The following is a 16779-nucleotide window of genomic DNA, read 5'->3' as shown; positions in this document are numbered from 1 at the left end:
CCCAGGACGAATCGGACACTGCCTGCCGAGAGTACCGCGCGCCGCCCCCAGGCCCCGGTCAGAACGATTTGGCAGAAGGCGGGGAGGTCCGTGTAATGTAGGCGATGCCGCAGCGGGGAACCGGGCGGGAACAGAATACGGGGCTATAGCTCAGTTGGTAGAGCGCCTGCATGGCATGCAGGAGGTCAGGAGTTCAATTCTCCTTAGCTCCACAGAGAGCGAAGCAGGTCATCCGAAATGGATGGCCTGCTTCGTCGTGCGGGTCCGGTCCGGGGGGTCTGGAGGCTCGCACCCGGGCGCCGTTCCCCCGGGGTTGCGCTGACATCCGGTCAACCCCGCGTCCGTTATGGCGAGTTGATCGTTCGCTCTGTGCTCATTCCTGACCAGACCTTGCCATTCCTTGGTCTCTTCTTGGTGATCGCATGCCCCTGACATGAACGGTTCACCGAAAGAGTGGCGAATCGCGTGAGCGTCACATCCGACGCATTCATCGCGCGTGCGGTGCCGCGCCTCTGGCGCCCCGGCGCAGCGCGGCATCCCGCAGCGCACCGCATCGCCACAGCAGGGGGTTACATGAGATCAAGCCGCACCAGATCACTGCGCGCCCGCGCCGGTCTGGCCTGGGCAGCGACGCTGCCGCTGGTCGCCGGCGCGCTCGCGCTCGGCGCGCCGGCCGCCGATGCCGCGGGCCACGACGGCGGTCGGCACGCACTGCAGGGCACCAAGCCGCTGTGGGCCACCGCGCAGGCCGACCAGGGCGCCACCTCCGCGTCCGCGGCCGTCACCGCCCGCGTCTACCTGGCCGGTCGCGACGCGAAGGGGCTCGCCGACTACGCCCGCGCCGTGTCCGACCCGCACTCCGCCGCGTACGGGAAGTACCTGAGCCCCGCCCAGGTCCGCTCCCGTTACGGCGCCACGCACGAGCAGATAGCCAAGGTGACCGACTGGCTGAAAAAGTCCGGCCTGGCGGTCACCGGCACCACCCAGCGCTATCTGACGGTCAAGGGCGACGCGGCCGCGGCCGAGCGTGCCTTCGCCACAGACCTGCACAATTACCGCAAGAGCGGCCACACTTACCACGCGCCGTCGACCACCGCCTCCGCGCCCGCCGCACTGGCCGACGCGGTCCTGACGGTCACCGGTCTGGACAACGCGCCGCGGCTCGCCAAGCACCACTCCAGCGAACTGCCGCCCCCGGAGGGCGTGTTCCGCAACTCCGGCCCGTTCTCCTCGTACTACGGCTCCAAGACGGACAAGAAGCTGCCGTCCGCCTACGGGAGCAAGGCGCCGTATGCGATCAAGGGCTACACCGGTACGCAGCTGCGCGCCGCCTACGGTGCGAAGAAGTGGACCGGCAAGGGCGTCACCGTCGCGATCACCGACGCCTACGCCGCGCCGACCATCGCCCAGGACGCGGACACGTACGCCGCCCGCAACGGCGACCCCCGTTACCGCCGCGGCCAGCTCTCCCAGGTGCTGCCCAAGGACTACTCGCACATCGAGGAGTGCGGCGCGGCCGGCTGGTACGGCGAGGAGACCCTCGACGTCGAGGCCGTCCACGCGGTCGCCCCCGACGCCGACATCGTCTACGTCGGCGGTGCCTCCTGCATGGACGACGACCTGATCGACTCGCTCGGCAAGGTCGTCGACGGTCACCTCGCCGACATGGTCTCCAACTCCTGGGGCGACCTGGAGGCGAACGAGACCCCGGACGCGGCGGCCGCCTACGACCAGCTCTTCCAGCAGGGCGCGGTGCAGGGCATCGGCTTCTACTTCTCCTCCGGCGACGACGGCGACGAGGTCGCCAAGACCGGCGTCAAGCAGGTCGACAGCCCGGCGAACTCCCCCTGGGTGACCGCGGTCGGCGGTACCTCCCTGGCCGTCGGCAAGCACGACGCGTACCAGTGGGAGACCGGCTGGGGCACCCAGAAGGCGCTGCTGTCCAAGGACGGCAACGACTGGACCGGCTTCCCCGGCACCTTCAACGGCGGCGCCGGCGGCGGCACCAGCAAGAGCGTGGCGCAGCCCTACTACCAGCGCGGAGTCGTCCCGGACGGGCTCGCGAAGGCGAACGGCGGCGGCGCGATGCGCACCGTGCCGGACATCGCCGCGGTCGCCGACCCCAACACCGGCTTCCTGGTCGGCCAGACCCAGACGCTGCCGGACGGGAAGCTCGGCTACGACGAGTACCGCATCGGCGGCACCTCGCTGGCCGCGCCGGTGATCGCCGGTGTCCAGGCGCTGGCCCAGCAGGCCCGGCACGGCGTCGCCATCGGCTTCGCCAACCCCGCCATCTACCAGCGCTACGGCACCGCCGCGTACCACGACGTCACCGACCACCCGCTGGGTGCCGGCCGTGACCTGGCCGTCGTCCGTGTGGACTACGTCAACGGCGTCGACAGCAGCAAGGGCACCACGACCTCGCTGCGCAGCCTGGGCAAGGACAGCTCCCTGCACGCGGGCGTCGGCTACGACGACGTCACCGGCGTGGGCTCGCCGGGCGCCGGCTATGTGAGCTCCTACCGCCCCTGACGCCGGGGGCGCGGCACCGCCTCCCCGCACTGCCCGTGCCCCGGTGCCACGGCGGCAGGAGTACGGGGTACCGGGGGCGGGGCCCGCGCTGGGGACATCCTCGGCGCGGGCCCCGTACGCCCTGCGGTACCCTGACGCCATGCGTGCCGTACGCCTTCTGCTTAGCGGGCCGCGCTGATCAGTACCTGACGGATCACAGATCCCGTCGGAATCGGCGCGGCGTCCCCTCCTGTGCGAGGGGTCTTTTTGTTTCCGGCGTGCCGGAGATCTGGCGCGTTTCCGCAGGCAGAGACGATCGATGGAGCTTTGAGGACGATGAGCGAGACGACCACCGCTGCCGAGGTGGCAGCGCCGCACCGCTATACGGCCGCGCTGGCCGCCGACATCGAGGCACGCTGGCAGGCCTACTGGGAGGAGCACGGGACCTACGAGGCCCCGAACCCCAGCGGTGAGCTGGCCGGCGATGCCGAGGTGGTGGCCCGCCCCAAGCGATTCATCATGGACATGTTCCCCTACCCGTCGGGCGCCGGCCTGCACGTCGGCCACCCCCTGGGGTTCATCGCCACCGACGTCTACGCCCGTCACCAGCGCATGACGGGCCACAACGTGCTGCACACCCTGGGCTTCGACGCCTTCGGGCTGCCCGCCGAGCAGTACGCGGTGCAGACCGGCACCCACCCGCGGGTCTCCACCGAGGCCAACATCGTGAACATGCGGCGCCAGCTGCGCCGCCTGGGCCTGGGCCACGACCAGCGCCGTTCGGTCGAGACGATCGACCCGGGGTACTACAAGTGGACCCAGTGGATCTTCCTGGAGATCTTCAACTCCTGGTACGACCCGGAGGCGGACGCCGCCCGCCCGATCGACACCCTGGTCGCCCAGTTCGAGGCCGGCACCCGGCAGACCCCCGACGGCCGGCCGTGGGCCGGGCTGAGCCCCCTCGAACGCGCCAACATCCTGGGCGAGTACCGCCTGGCGTACGCCTCGGACGCGCCGGTCAACTGGTGTCCCGGGCTGGGCACGGTGCTGGCCAATGAGGAGGTCACCGCCGAGGGCCGTTCCGAGCGCGGCAACTACCCCGTCTTCAAGGCCAAGCTGCGCCAGTGGAACATGCGCATCACCGCCTACGCCGATCGGCTGCTGAACGACCTGGACGCGCTGGACTGGCCGGAGGCCATCAAGCTCCAGCAGCGCAACTGGATCGGCCGCTCCGAGGGCGCCCGGGCCGACTTCCCCGTGGGCGAGGAGAAGATCACCGTCTTCACCACCCGCCAGGACACCCTGTTCGGCGCGACGTACATGGTGCTGGCGCCCGAGCACCCGCTGGTCGCCGGCGCCGGGAACGGCAACGGCTCGATCGTCCCCGACGCCTGGCCCGAGGGCACCCACGACGTATGGACCGGCGGGCACGCCACCCCGGCCGACGCCGTCGCCGCCTACCGCAAGCAGGCCGCCGCCAAGTCGGACGTCGAGCGGCAGGCCGAGGCCAAGGTCAAGACCGGCGTCTTCACCGGCGCCTTCGCGACCAACCCGGCCAGCGGCGAGCAGGTCCCGGTCTTCATCGCCGACTACGTCCTGATGGGCTACGGCACCGGCGCGATCATGGCCGTGCCCGCGCACGACAGCCGTGACTTCGCCTTCGCCCGCGCCTTCGAGCTGCCGATGCGCTGCGTCGTCGAGCCGTCGGACGACCGCGGCACCGACCCCTCGACCTGGGACGACGCCTTCGCCTCGTACGCGGCGAAGATCATCAACTCGACCGGCGCGGACATCTCGCTGGACGGTCTGGGCGTGACCGAGGCCAAGGCGAAGATCACCGAGTGGCTGGCCGACCGGGGCATCGGCGAGGGCACGGTCAACTTCCGGCTGCGGGACTGGCTGTTCAGCCGCCAGCGCTACTGGGGCGAGCCCTTCCCGATCGTCTACGACGAGGACGGCGTCGCACACGCCCTGCCCGCCTCGATGCTGCCGCTGGAGCTGCCGGAGGTCGAGGACTACTCCCCGCGCACCTTCGACCCGGACGACGCCGACACCCAGCCGGAGACCCCGCTGTCCCGCAACGAGGAATGGGTCCACGTCGACCTGGACCTGGGCGACGGCAACGGCATCAAGCGCTACCGCCGCGAGACCAACACCATGCCCAACTGGGCGGGTTCGTGCTGGTACGAGATGCGCTACGCGGACCCCCACAACACCGAGGCGCTGGTCGCCCCGGACATCGAGCAGTATTGGATGGGGCCGCGCGAGGGCCAGCCGGCCGGGGGCGTCGACCTGTACGTGGGCGGCGCGGAGCACGCCGTACTGCACCTGCTGTACGCCCGCTTCTGGTCCAAGGTGCTGCACGACCTGGGCCATGTGTCGTCTTCGGAGCCCTTCCACAAGCTGTACAACCAGGGCATGATCCAGGCCTTCGTCTACCGGGACAGCCGCGGTATCGCCGTCCCGGCCGCCGAGGTCGAGGAGCGCGACGGCGGCTACTACTACCAGGGCGAGAAGGTCAGCCGCGTCCTGGGCAAGATGGGCAAGTCCCTGAAGAACGCCGTCACCCCCGACGAGATCTGCGTCGAGTACGGCGCGGACACCCTGCGCCTGTACGAGATGGCGATGGGCCCGCTGGACGTCTCGCGGCCGTGGGACACCCGGGCCGTCGTCGGCCAGTACCGCCTGCTCCAGCGCCTGTGGCGCAATGTCGTCGACGAGGCGACCGGTGAGGTCACCGTCGTCGACGCGGAGCCGGACGAGGCCACGCTGCGTGCCCTGCACAAGGCGATCGACGGCGTCACCCAGGACATGGCGAACCTGCGCTTCAACACCGCCATCGCCAAGGTGACCGAGCTGAACAACCACCTGACCAAGACGGGCGGACCGGTCCCGCGCACGGTCGCGGAGCGGCTGGTGCTGCTGGTCGCCCCGCTGGCGCCGCACATCGCCGAGGAGCTGTGGCGCAAGCTGGGCCACACCGACACCGTGGTGCACGCCGACTTCCCGGTGGCCGACCCGGCGTACGTCGTCGACGAGACCGTGACCTGCGTCGTTCAGATCAAGGGCAAGGTCAAGGCCCGCCTGGAGGTCGCCCCGTCGATCTCCGACGCGGACCTGGAGGCGACGGCCCTGGCGGAGCCGGCCGTCGTGGCGGCGCTGAACGGCGCGGGCATCCGGAAGGTCATCGTCCGGGCGCCGAAGCTGGTGAACATCGTCCCGGCGTAGTCGCCGACGGGTGCCCGGGGCCGCTCCGGGCACCCGGCAGCGGCGACCACAGGGGTTTCCCCTACGGGCAGGTTGGGGGTTCGTCAGGAACCCGTGACCTGCCCGAGCCGTTTACCGTGGAGGGAGAGGGCGCGGGCACGGCCGGCGCCGCCGATACGTCCGGGGAGAGCCCATGGAAGCTGTCGTCGCCGTCCTGGGGCTGCTCTTCGTGCTGTTCGTCGTGGCCGGGGTGTTCGTGGCGGTCAAGGCTGTGCAGGCGGCCAAGCGCGGCGTGGACCGTACGGTCGCCCAGGCCCGCAGAACCGTCGAGGACACCGGTCTGCGTGCCCGGCAGCTCGCCCAGCCCGGCGTGGTCGGGGAGCTCGCCCAGCTGCGGCTCTCGCTGCGCACCTCCATGCGCGCCACCCAGGACGTGCTGCACTCCGGCTCGGCGGACGATCCCTCCCTCGGCGAGGCGATCGGCCTCTTCGAGCGGCTGAGCGCCCATGGCCATGAGCTCGACGACGACCTCAAGCGGCTCGAACGTGAGCCCGACCGGGCCACCATTGCCGCCCGCCTTCCGGAGCTCCGCGAGCGCACGGAGCGGATCACGCACTCCGCGGAATCGCTGCGCTGGGCCGCGCGGGACCGTGCCCGCAAATTCGCGGACGACGATCTGGCATCGCTCAGCGACCAGATCGATGTCGAATCAGGAGCGCTGCGGCACTGGACCCGGGCCGAGGAGGCCGGCGCCGCGGACCCGCTGCGGGAACCCGTACGGGGACGTCCGGGGCCGGAAGGACGGCCGCAGGGGCCCGGGGGCGGGCCGGCGGCGGCCGGAAACGGCGACTCCCGGCGCCCGGCCCCCGAGGACCCGCCGGCGATCACCACCCGGGACCCCCGCACCCAGCCGACCTACCCGTGGCAGAAGGCCCCCCGGACGGAGGGCACGACGACATGAGGCTCCAGGCAGGCATATGAGGAGCGAGGAGGGGGAGGGAGGGGGCGGGGGCGGGCTCTTGGCAGAGCTTTGGGGAAACCTGGAAGATCTTGGGGAGGGGCCCGCACTGTGCGCCGTCCGGATCCCCGGATAACCTCCCATTCATGTCCCGCCATGTCGCGATCGTCACCGATTCCACGGCCTACTTGCCGCGGACGGCTCTCGAACGCCACCACATCACGGCCGTGCCGCTGACCGTCGTCCTGGGGGACCAGGCCCTGGAAGAGGGCACCGAGATCTCCGCGAGATCCGTCGCGGAGGCGCTCCAGAAGCGCCGGCCGGTGACGACCTCCCGGCCCAGCCCCACGATGTTCGCGGAGACCTACCGCACGGTCGCGGCCGCCGGCGCGGACGCCATCGTCTCGCTCCACCTCTCCTCCGAGTTCTCCGGCACCTATGACGCGGCGGTGCTCGCGGCGAAGGAGGCGCCGGTACCGGTCCACGTCGTGGACACCGGGATGGTCGCGATGGCCCTGGGCTTCTGCGCCCTCGCCGCCGCGGAGACGGCCGAGGCCGGCGGGGACGCGGACGACGCGGTGGCCGCCGCGGAGAAGCGCGCCGCCGGCACCTCCGCATACTTCTACGTCGACACCCTCGACTATCTGCGCCGCGGCGGCCGGATCGGCGCGACCCAGGCGCTGCTCGGCTCCGCACTTGCCGTCAAACCGCTCCTTCAACTGGCCGACGGGCGGATCGAACTGCTGGAGAAGGTCCGTACGGCCTCCAAGGCCATCGCCCGGCTGGAGGAGATCGCCGCGGAGCGGGCGGGCGAGGGCCAGGTCGATATCGCGGTGCACCATCTCGCCGCGGCGGAGCGCGCGGACGCGCTGGCCCAGCGGCTGCGGGAGCGGGTGCCCGGGCTCCACGAGCTGCATGTGAGCGAGGTCGGCGCGGTGATCGGCGCGCATACGGGGCCGGGGCTGCTGGGGGTTGTGGTGTCGCCGCGCTGAGAGGTGCGGCGGAGTGCCCCGTGGGTGACGGAGTTGTCCACAACTGGGGCGCTGTCCACCGGATGTGAGGCAGCTCGGCGAGATCCGCGCCGAGTGCTTAGCGTCGGTCGGTATGAACTCGTCTCACTCCATGTGGCCTGCGGATTCGTCTTCGTCGGCACGTTCGTCCTCGTCAGTCTCGTTGGCTTCCTCGGGCTCTTCGGCTTCGTTCCCTGCGGCGGTTCTTCCGGAGGGCTCCGGCGCTTCGAGGCCATCGGGTGCGGCGCAGGGGCGTGAGGGGGAACGCGAGCGGGTGCGGGCTCGGGCTGCGGCGATCTTCGGCAATACGGGGGTGGGCTCCGGGGCCGGACCTCCGCCTCCGGAGCACGGTCCGCCGGACGCCCGCCGCCGTGAGCGGCTGTGGCTTGCCGTGCGCGAACGGCTCCCGCTCTGGGTGCAGTTACGGTGCGGCGCCGACCCGAAGGCGCTCGCCGCCCTGGTCCTTGTGCTGGTGGTGGCCGTGGGATTCGCCGTGCAGCACTTCTGGACCGGACGCCCCGAGCCGGTCCGGGCCCCGGCGGCCGACCGGTCCGCGGGCGCACCCGGCCCCGCCTCGCGCTCGTCGTCGCTGCCGTCCTCGTCTGCCGCCGCGGTGGCGAATGGTCCGCCGGGGGAGGCGGGCCGGCAGCTGGTCGTCGATGTGACGGGCAAGGTGCGGCATCCCGGAGTTCACCGGATGCCGCCGGGGGCGCGGGTGATGGACGCGCTGCAGGCCGCGGGCGGAGTGCTGCGCGGGGCGAGCATCCGTGGGCTCAACCGGGCCCGTCGGCTGACCGATGGCGAGCAGATCGTGGTGGGTGCACCTGGTGGCGGGGCTGGTGCTGGCGCCGGTGGCGGGTCCGGTCCCACTGGCGCGGGGGCCGGCGGCTCGGGAAGTGGGTTACCGAGTGCCGGAGGCGGTCCAGGCGGTCCGGTCAGTCTGGGCTCGGCGACCGAGCAGCAGCTCGACTCCCTCCCCGGAGTGGGACCCGTGCTGGCCCGCCACATCATCGAATTCCGCACCCAGCACGGTGGATTCACGTCGGTGGAACAGCTCCGCCAGGTGACCGGCATCGGTGATCGCCGATTCGCCGATCTGCGCCCCTTGGTGGAGCCATGACCGGTTCGCGCGCCACCGTGCACGCCCGGGCCGTATCGCGGCACGGTTCCTCGGACCCGCATCAAGACGGCCCGGTCGATCTGCGGCTGGTCGCGCCCGCGCTGGCGGCCTGGGCGGCTGCGGCGATCAGCCTGGGCGTTCCCGGCGGGGGAGTGGCGGTGGCTGTGGCCGCGGCCGTGCTGCTCGCGGTGTGCGTGTGGTGGGTGGCCGTGGTGCGGTACGGGGCGGGGCGTGGCCCGGGGGCGGCCGAGGGGGACGGCGTGACGCCGCGGGCCGACAACGACGGGCGAGGAACGACGGTGCCCCGTGCCCGCTCTTGCGGCGTTCGACCGGCGGGGACGCTGGTCGCCCTGGCGGCGGTGCTGTTGTGCGCCGGGGCGGGGGCCGCATCCGCGGCGTTGCACGCATCGGATGTGCGGCGCGGGCCGCTGCCGGCCCTGGCGGAGCAGTTTGCGCAGGTCACGGTCGAGCTGGAGGTGACCGGCGACCCTCGGCCGACCCGCCCCAAGGTGCGGGGATCCCAACGGACGCCCCCGGTACTGGTGTTCACGGCCGAGGCCGTGCGCGTCACGGCGCCGAACGGCAAGGTCACCGCGGTCCGCACGCCGGCCCTGGTTCTCGTACAGCAGCGCGGAGGGGACGGCGGGGGTGGCGGTGGCGGCGGGCCGGACCGGGCGGAGCGCCACAGTGCCGCGCGGGATTCCGTCACTTCGAGGACTACGGACGTCACCCCACCGGACTCGACCGCCACTGCGAGGGCCGCGGACGCCAGGCCGGCGGGCTCGGAAACCACCCCACCGGGCTCGGACGCCACCCCGCGCGAGCCGGGCCCGGCACACCGCGACGCCGCCCGGGAGGGCCTGTGGTCGGCATGGCGTGGGCTGCTGCCCTCGGCCCGTATCCGGGTGGTGGCACGCGCCGCGCCGCCGCTGTCCCCGGCCGATCAGGTTGCGGCCGTGCTGCGGGTGACCGCTGATGCTCCGCCGGTCAAGGTCGGTGCGCCGACTGTCCTGGGGCGGCTGGCGGGAAGCCTGCGGGAGGGCTTGCGCGAGGCCAGCGACGGGCTGCGCCCCGATGCCCGTGCGCTGTTGCCGGGGCTCGTCGTGGGGGACACCTCGCGCGTGCCGCCGGATCTCGACGACGCCTTCCGCGCCACCGATCTGACGCATCTGCTCGCCGTTTCGGGCAGCAATCTGACGATTGTGCTGGCCCTGTTGATCGGGCCGCCCCACCTCGCGACGCGTGCCGAGCGCCGTGGGCTGGCGCCGCGCCTGGGGCTGTCGTTGCGCGGCACGGCAGTGGTCGGAGGCGCGCTCGCCCTGGCCTTCGTCGTGGTGTGCCGTCCGGATCCGAGCGTGCTGCGGGCCGCCGCCTGCGGGCTGATCACACTGCTCGCGATCGGCACCGGCCGCCGTCGCTCACTCCTGCCCGCGCTCGCAGCCGCGGTCCTGCTGCTGGTGCTGTACGACCCGTGGCTCGCCCGCAGCTACGGCTTTCTGCTGTCCGTTCTGGCGACCGGCGCGCTCTTGCTGCTCGCACCGCGCTGGAGCATCGCACTGCAACGGCGCCGGGTGCCGCCCCGGGGCGCCGAGGTGATCGCCGCAGCGGCCGCCGCCCAGGCGGTCTGCGCACCCGTTGTCGCCGTGCTGGCGGCCCGTGTGGGGCTGGTGGCCGTGCCCTGCAATCTGCTGGCCGAACTCGCCGTGGGCCCTGCGACGGTGCTGGGTTTCGCCGCGCTCGCTGCCGCCCCCGTCGCGTTGCCGGTCGCCCGGGCGCTGGCGTGGTGCGCGGGCTGGCCCGCCGGGTGGATCGCCGGGGTGGCCCGTGCGGGCGCGGCGTTGCCGGGAGCGGAGTTCGAGTGGCCGGGTGGCTGGGCCGGTGGGCTGATGCTGGCGGTCGTGCTGGTGGTCCTGGTCCCGGTGGGCCGCCGGTTGCTGCGCCGTCCCTGGCTCTGCGCGGTGTGTGCGCTGGCGGTGCTCCTGGCGGTCTGCCGTCCGGCTCCGTTCACCCGCATCATCACCGGCTGGCCGCCGCCCGGCTGGCGAGCGGTGGTCTGCGACGTGGGGCAGGGCGACGGCCTCGTGCTGGCTGCCGGGGACGGTACGGCGCTGGTGGTGGACACCGGACCGGAGCCCCGTGCCATCGACCGCTGTCTCACGGACCTGGGCGTCCGCCGCATCCCGCTGCTCGTCCTGACGCACTTTCACGCAGACCATGTGGACGGGCTCCCGGGGGCGCTCCGCGGCCGCTCGGTCGGCGCGATCGAGACCACGACTCTGGAAGATCCGCCCGGCCAGGCGCAGTTCGTGCGCACCACGGCTGCCGCGGCCGGGGTCCCGATCGTCCGCGCGGCAGCGGGGGAGCGGCGTCACCTTGGGCCGCTCAGCTGGGAGGTCCTGTGGCCACCCGTTCCCCCTGACCTCCCCGGCCCAGGCGGCCCGGCTGCCCCCGACAGACAGACGGCCGGCCTCGACGGCCGCAACGGTTCCGCAGCCCTCGACGGCCCGAACGACGCCAGCGTCACCCTGCTCGTCCATACGCGAGGGCTGACCATCCTGCTCCTCGGCGACCTCGAACCACCTGCACAACGAGCGCTGTGGGCGGCTCATCCGGAGCTGGGAGCGGTCGATGTCCTGAAGGTGGCGCACCATGGCTCCGCCCATCAGGACCCGCTGCTGATACGCCGGTTGGCACCCCGTCTGGCACTGATCTCCTGCGGTGCCGGCAATCCGTACGGCCATCCGGCCGTCGGCACCCTCACGGCGTTGCGCGCCCAGGGCGTACGGGTGCTGCGTACGGACACCGACGGGTCCCTGGCGATCCTGGGCACCACGGCCAGGCTGTCCACGACGGTGAGCGGCCATCGAACCCTGGCGCCGCAGGCCACGGGCCGGAGCCCCCGCGCGGGCCCGGCCGGGGACCGGGCTGGCCTCGCGGGTCCGGCTTCTGCTTGGAGCCCCCGCGCGGGCCCGGCCGCGGGCCGGAGAAGCCGTGCCGGCCCAGCCAGGGACCGGAGAAGCCGCGCGAGCCCGGCTCATGTCCGGACACCCCGGACGGGCCCGGCTCATGCCCGCACACCCCGCGTGGGTCCAGCCGGCTCCCGAAGGCCCCGTGCCGGTCCGGCCGGTGGGTGCCGGGCCGGCCGCGTAGGCTCGGACAGTCAGGGAAGTCCGCCGCAAGAGGACGGGCCCGCCGCTGGTCCGCTCCGGAGAGGACAGACACCTGATGGATGCCGCTGCTGCCGATGCCTACCTCGACCGGATGGGCGCCGCCCGCCCCGCTTCCCCCGATGCCGACGCGCTGCGTGCGCTGCACCTCCGTCATCTGCGCACCGTCCCCTTCGAGAACCTCTCCCTCCACCTCGGCGAGGAGATCGAGCTCGCGGAACAGCCGCTGCTGGACAAGATCGTCGGTGCCCGGCGCGGCGGCTTCTGTTACGAGCTCAACGGCGCCTTCGCCATGCTGCTGCGGGCACTCGGCTACGAGGTCGAAATGCTGTCCGCCCGCGTGTTCGGCCCCGAGGGGCCCGGGATCCCGTATGACCACCTCGTCCTGCGCGTCTCGACGCCGGACGGGCCGTGGCTCGCTGACGTCGGCTTCGGCCGGCACAGCCACTTCCCGCTCCGCTGGGACAGCCGTGCCGAGCAGAGTGACCCGGGCGGGGTGTTCCGGATCGAGGAGACGGCGGAGGGGGATCTCGATGTGCTCAGGGACGGCTCCCCGCAGTACCGCATCGAGCAACGCCCGCGTGCCTTGGCGGACTTCGAGGTGGGCTGCTGGTGGAACCGGACCTCGCCCCGGTCGCACTTCACCCAGTCCCTGGTGTGCTCCCGGCTGACGGAGACCGGGCGGGTCACCCTCTCCGGTCGTACGCTCGTGTTCACCGGGGCGGACGGCATACGCGAGGAGCGCGAGGTGGGTGCGGGCGAGGTCCTCGCCGCCTACCGCGAGTACTTCGGGATCGTGATGGAGCGAGAGCCGGTGGTCGGTGGGGCGGGGGCGTCCGGGCCCGGCACCGAGGCCTGAGGCTCGACACCGGGCGACGTCACGCGCTACTGGGCACCCCGCCAGCCGCCGCACACCCGGCTCCGCCGCCCCACACCCGGCTCCGGCTCCGGATACCCGGCTCCGGAGGTCACTCGGCCTCGCGCCAGCCCTCGTGCTCCGCCGCGAGGTCGTGCAGCTGCGCCGGGTCGTGGACGGCGTCCGGGTCTTCGACCACCACCAGCCACTGCGCGTCCTCGGCGTCGTCCTCACCGGCCAGGGCGTCCCGTACGAGCTGCGGCTCCTCGGCGAGACCGAAGCGCTCCGTGAGGGCTTCGGACACCTCCTCCGCTGCGTCGCGGTCGGGCAGTACCAGCACGTGCCGTACGTGTCGTGGGTGTGGGGAAGCATCGTTCACCTGGCCATTGTCCGACAGGGGAGGGCGGTCCGAACCGGCAGGGGGAGGGCGGTCCGAGGCCGGTTGTCAGTGGGGCGTGGGATGCTGGACCGCGATGGCCAGGAAGACAGCTCACGACGACCCGCTCGCCCCCGTCACGATCGCGGTGGGCCAGGAAGACCTGCTGCTCGACCGCGCCGTGCAGCAGGTGGTGGTGGCTGCCCGGGCGGCCGACGCGGACACCGATGTGCGCGACCTCACCCCCGACCAGCTGCAGCCCGGCACCCTCGCCGAGCTGACCAGCCCCTCCCTGTTCGCCGAGCGCAAGGTCGTTGTGGTGCGAGCCGCCCAGGATCTGTCCGCGGACACGATCAAGGACGTCAAGGCGTATCTCGGCGCGCCCGCCGAGGAGATCACCCTGGTGCTGCTGCATGCCGGCGGCGCCAAGGGAAAGGGCCTGCTGGACGCCGCCCGTAAGGCCGGCGCGCGGGAGATCGCCTGCCCCAAGATGACCAAGCCGGCCGACCGGCTGGCCTTCGTCCGGGGCGAGTTCCGCGCGGTCGGACGTTCGGCGACGCCCGAGGCCTGCCAGTCACTGGTCGAGGCGATCGGCAGCGATCTCCGGGAGCTGGCGTCGGCCTGTTCGCAGCTGGTCGCCGATATCGAGGGCATGATCGACGAGGCCGTCGTCGCGCGCTACTACACGGGCCGGGCCGAGGCGTCGAGCTTCACCGTCGCGGACCGTGCCGTCGAGGGCCGGGCCGCCGAGGCGCTGGAGGCACTGCGCTGGGCGATCTCCACCGGCGTCGCCCCCGTCATGATCACCAGCGCGCTCGCTCAGGGCGTCCGCGCCATCGGCAAGCTGGCCTCCGCCCCGCGCGGCGCTCGCCCCGGCGACCTCGCCCGCGAACTGGGCATGCCGCCCTGGAAGATCGACCGGGTGCGCCAGCAGATGCGCGGCTGGTCGGCGGACGGCGTGGCCACGGCGCTGCGCGCGGTGGCGGCGGCCGATGCGGGCGTCAAGGGCGGCGGGGACGATCCGGCGTACGCCCTGGAGAAGGCCGTCGTGGTGATCGCCCGGGCGGCCCGTTCACGCTGAAGAAGCGGTGGCGCGCGGCGCGTTGCGGCGGAGGTACGGCCACGCACCGTGGGCCGGGCGTACGGGCGCCACGGACGGCAGGGGGCGCGGCAGGGGCGGCACCCGACGAGCTGAGGGGCCGCGACGAGCCGAGGGCCGCGGCGGGCCGTCGCGTGCCGCCGCCGGCCCGCCGGGCCCCTTCTCGCGTTCTCGCGCCCCCTACCGGTGATCCTTCCGGCGATCCTCCCCGCGACTGCTTACCGCTTATGGCGACTGCTTACCGCGACCGCGTGTTCTGCAGCCGCTTGAGCGTCTCCGTCGCGCTGGTCTTCAGCATCGTCGCCACCTCGGTGGAGGTCGGCTGCCTGGCCGTGCTGCTGCTCGACGCATAACTCGACCACGTCGACTGGAACGTCACCCAGCCGTCCCGGACGGCGAGGATCACATACGAGCTGTTGCTTGAGCTGCCGTCGTCCTTCCGGGTCACGAGGTAGGCCTCGTCACCGATGCCCGGCACGTTCTCGACCGTGTAGCGGGTCGAGGTCTCCTGCTTCTCGTACGAGAGGTAGCCGTCGGCGAACTCAGGTGCCGGGTCGGTCTTCTTGTGCAGCGTGACGGTGTTGTACATCCAGGTCGAGGAGTAGTCGGAGCTGCTGGCATTCTCCGGTTCCAGCGAGACGTTGCACGACATGGTGTCCATGGTGTTCAGCTGGGCGCCGCTGTGCTGCGGGTTGGCGTCCTTGGAGGACGTGCTCGCCTTGGTCTTGAAGTGGGCGTTCTCGAACGGGGCCAGCGAGGTGTCCGCACACAGATCGCCGCGATAGCCGTACCCCGCCAGGTCGGGGCGGGGCTCGTCGGAGAAGCTGCCGGTGGCGAACAGCACGGAGGCCCAGATCGCGGAGGCGGCGACAGCGCCGCCGATCGCCCAGAGCCAGCTGGTCTTGGCGCGGCCCGCACTTTCAGGAGCGCCGGGCGCCCCTACGGATGTGCCGAGTGGCCCGACGGGTGTGCCAGGTGGCCCCGGAGGAGGGGAGGGTATGCCGGCTGCCGGATAGCCGTATCCGCCGCCCTGCCCTTGTGGCGCGGGCTGTTGTGCGTACGGATTCTGCGGCGGGGGCACCGGATTCTGTGGCGCGGGCACCTGACCGTAGGGATGGGGCGGTGGCTGGGAGTATGGATTGTTTTGTTCCCCCGATATGGACATGGCCGAAGATTAGCGGACATCACCGAAAACAGAACCGACTCTGCGAAGCAGATTTTTCCGACGGCCGCCGAGCCGACGAATACCGGCCGCCCCATCTCCGCCCGCAACCCCACGCCACCACCGCCGCCCGGATACCTCGGACAGGCTGGACGCGCCGGATGCATCGGATACCCGGACACCCGCATACCTCGGACGCACCGGATGCATCGATACCCGGATACCCGCATGCCTCGGACGGGCCGAATTCGTCCGATACCCCATATCCCGGATGCGCGAGCGCCGTAATAACGGAAACCCCACGGCAGATCCCTTACCTCATGGCCCTCATACGAACCTCCCGCACACATGCCCACGCAGGAAACCCTGGTATCGGGAATCTGCCGCGACAAATCCCGCACAGAATTTCCCTCATGGCAAAGGCCCTCAATGCAGTCTCGCAACACCGCCCCCCAGCACACCCCGTAACGCAACCCCGAAATGCAACCCCCACCCCCGGCTCCCACCACCCGGATCCCACCATCCGGTTCCCACACCCCTCACCCCACGACAAAAGCCCCGCCTCATCCCTGGGGAAGGGGGAGGCGGGGCCTTCGTCTCAAGCGAAAGTGGCTTCGTCGGCGGTGGACGCCGGGCGAGCCGGGTGCGCCGCACCCGCGTGGCGAACGCAGGCCGTGTGCGGCGCGGTGGTGCACCGGTCAGGGAGCGGAGAGAGGGGCCGCTGGGTCCCTGTCGGCAGGGGTACTGCAGATGCTGCGGGTGGATGAAGATCCAGGCCTGGTCAGGCCGGTGAGCTTCGTCCGGGGGGAGGTCAGCCCTTGAGGGTCGCGACCTTCTTCGCCAGCGCCGACTTCTTGTTGGCGGCGGCGTTCTTGTGGATGACACCCTTGCTGACGGCCTTGTCGAGCTTCTTGGCAGCCTCGGCCTGGGCGGTGGCGGCCTTCTGCAGGTCACCGGCCTCCACGGCCTCGCGGGTGCGACGGATCGCGGTCTTCAGAGTGGACTTGACAGCCTTGTTGCGCTGACGAGCCTTCTCGTTGGTCTTGATCCGCTTCATCTGGGACTTGATGTTCGCCACGAAAGAGCCTTTTCAGGTTCGTTGGAGTTTCGAGTTGCGCCCCGTACGAAAGAGGGCACGAAGCGCAGTGGACCAGGCTACCAGCAGGGTCTACGGCCTCCCAAACCGGACCGGACCTGCCCTCGGGCCGGCCCGCTGCCCCCGTCCCGCCACGGCACCGGGCTCTGCCCTCCGAAGGCCTCCGCCCGCCACCCGAGCCGCGCTCCAGCCCCCTACCCGAGCCGCGTTCCCGCAC

10 protein-coding genes, 1 tRNA gene and 1 pseudogene are annotated in these 16779 nt (G+C 72.0%); 9 read left to right on the top strand and 3 right to left on the bottom strand.

The genetic code is table 11. The annotated features are described in order from the left end of the window. Positions 1-139 precede the first annotated feature (139 nt). The 8 genes and pseudogenes from EST54_RS07465 to EST54_RS07430 all read left to right on the top strand — a co-directional run bounded on the left by EST54_RS07465 (position 140) and on the right by EST54_RS07430 (position 12832). Positions 140-212: transfer RNA gene (locus EST54_RS07465), tRNA-Ala, on the top strand. Between the two features lie 361 nt (positions 213-573). Further along, the gene (locus EST54_RS07460) at positions 574-2532 is read left to right on the top strand and encodes a S53 family peptidase (RefSeq protein ID WP_129246302.1); all 1959 of its coding nucleotides are present in this window, start codon (positions 574-576) and stop codon (positions 2530-2532) included. A 315-nt stretch (positions 2533-2847) separates the two neighbouring features. Beyond that, the gene (locus EST54_RS07455; RefSeq protein ID WP_129246300.1) at positions 2848-5739 is read left to right on the top strand and encodes a leucine--tRNA ligase; all 2892 of its coding nucleotides are present in this window, start codon (positions 2848-2850) and stop codon (positions 5737-5739) included. A gap of 172 nt (positions 5740-5911) precedes the next feature. Continuing rightward, positions 5912-6679, top strand: coding sequence for a hypothetical protein (locus EST54_RS07450; RefSeq protein WP_129246298.1), 768 nt, complete (start codon positions 5912-5914; stop codon positions 6677-6679). Positions 6680-6822: 143 nt separating this feature from the next. Continuing rightward, entirely contained in the window at positions 6823-7668 is an 846-nt protein-coding gene (locus tag EST54_RS07445; protein WP_129246296.1) for a DegV family protein, read from the top strand. Positions 7669-7960: 292 nt separating this feature from the next. Then, a complete protein-coding gene (locus tag EST54_RS35250) occupies positions 7961-8806 on the top strand; it encodes a helix-hairpin-helix domain-containing protein (protein ID WP_307825342.1) in 846 nt (281 codons plus the stop codon). After that, positions 8803-11403 (top strand): annotated as a pseudogene (locus EST54_RS07435) (ComEC/Rec2 family competence protein); the annotation flags it as partial. The gene EST54_RS35250 and the pseudogene EST54_RS07435, both read left to right, overlap by 4 nt. Before the next feature lie 628 nt (positions 11404-12031). Continuing rightward, positions 12032-12832: an arylamine N-acetyltransferase family protein gene (locus EST54_RS07430; RefSeq protein WP_129246294.1), complete on the top strand. Its 801-nt coding sequence runs from the start codon at positions 12032-12034 to the stop codon at positions 12830-12832. A 109-nt stretch (positions 12833-12941) separates the two neighbouring features. On the opposite strand, the gene EST54_RS07425 is transcribed toward EST54_RS07430, so the two are convergent. Further along, positions 12942-13208: a hypothetical protein gene (locus tag EST54_RS07425; RefSeq protein WP_129246292.1), complete on the bottom strand. Its 267-nt coding sequence runs from the start codon at positions 13206-13208 to the stop codon at positions 12942-12944. Positions 13209-13302: 94 nt separating this feature from the next. Here EST54_RS07425 and holA point away from each other — a divergent pair, with 94 nt between their 5' ends. Continuing rightward, on the top strand, positions 13303-14286 hold the full coding sequence (gene holA / locus EST54_RS07420; protein WP_129246290.1) for a DNA polymerase III subunit delta: 984 nt from the start codon (positions 13303-13305) through the stop codon (positions 14284-14286). Positions 14287-14542: 256 nt separating this feature from the next. On the opposite strand, the gene EST54_RS07415 is transcribed toward holA, so the two are convergent. Next, positions 14543-15148: a hypothetical protein gene (locus EST54_RS07415; RefSeq protein ID WP_244942463.1), complete on the bottom strand. Its 606-nt coding sequence runs from the start codon at positions 15146-15148 to the stop codon at positions 14543-14545. A gap of 1129 nt (positions 15149-16277) precedes the next feature. Further along, positions 16278-16544, bottom strand: coding sequence for a 30S ribosomal protein S20 (rpsT, locus tag EST54_RS07410; RefSeq protein WP_006605677.1), 267 nt, complete (start codon positions 16542-16544; stop codon positions 16278-16280). Positions 16545-16779: the final 235 nt, after the last annotated feature.

The organism is Streptomyces sioyaensis (assembly GCF_004122735.1).
Taxonomy (GTDB): Bacteria; Actinomycetota; Actinomycetes; order Streptomycetales; family Streptomycetaceae; genus Streptomyces; species Streptomyces sioyaensis.
This window is presented reverse-complemented; position numbering and strand designations above follow the sequence as displayed.

What these genes read in the sequence shown, in the direction of transcription:
- EST54_RS07460 (WP_129246302.1), top strand. Translation starts at nt 574, where the DNA reads ATGAGATCAAGCCGCACCAGATCACTGCGCGCCCGCGCCGGTCTGGCC.
- EST54_RS07430 (WP_129246294.1), top strand. Translation starts at nt 12,032, where the DNA reads ATGGATGCCGCTGCTGCCGATGCCTACCTCGACCGGATGGGCGCCGCC.
- EST54_RS07455 (WP_129246300.1), top strand. Translation starts at nt 2,848, where the DNA reads ATGAGCGAGACGACCACCGCTGCCGAGGTGGCAGCGCCGCACCGCTAT.
- EST54_RS07450 (WP_129246298.1), top strand. Translation starts at nt 5,912, where the DNA reads ATGGAAGCTGTCGTCGCCGTCCTGGGGCTGCTCTTCGTGCTGTTCGTC.
- EST54_RS07445 (WP_129246296.1), top strand. Translation starts at nt 6,823, where the DNA reads ATGTCCCGCCATGTCGCGATCGTCACCGATTCCACGGCCTACTTGCCG.
- holA (WP_129246290.1), top strand. Translation starts at nt 13,303, where the DNA reads ATGGCCAGGAAGACAGCTCACGACGACCCGCTCGCCCCCGTCACGATC.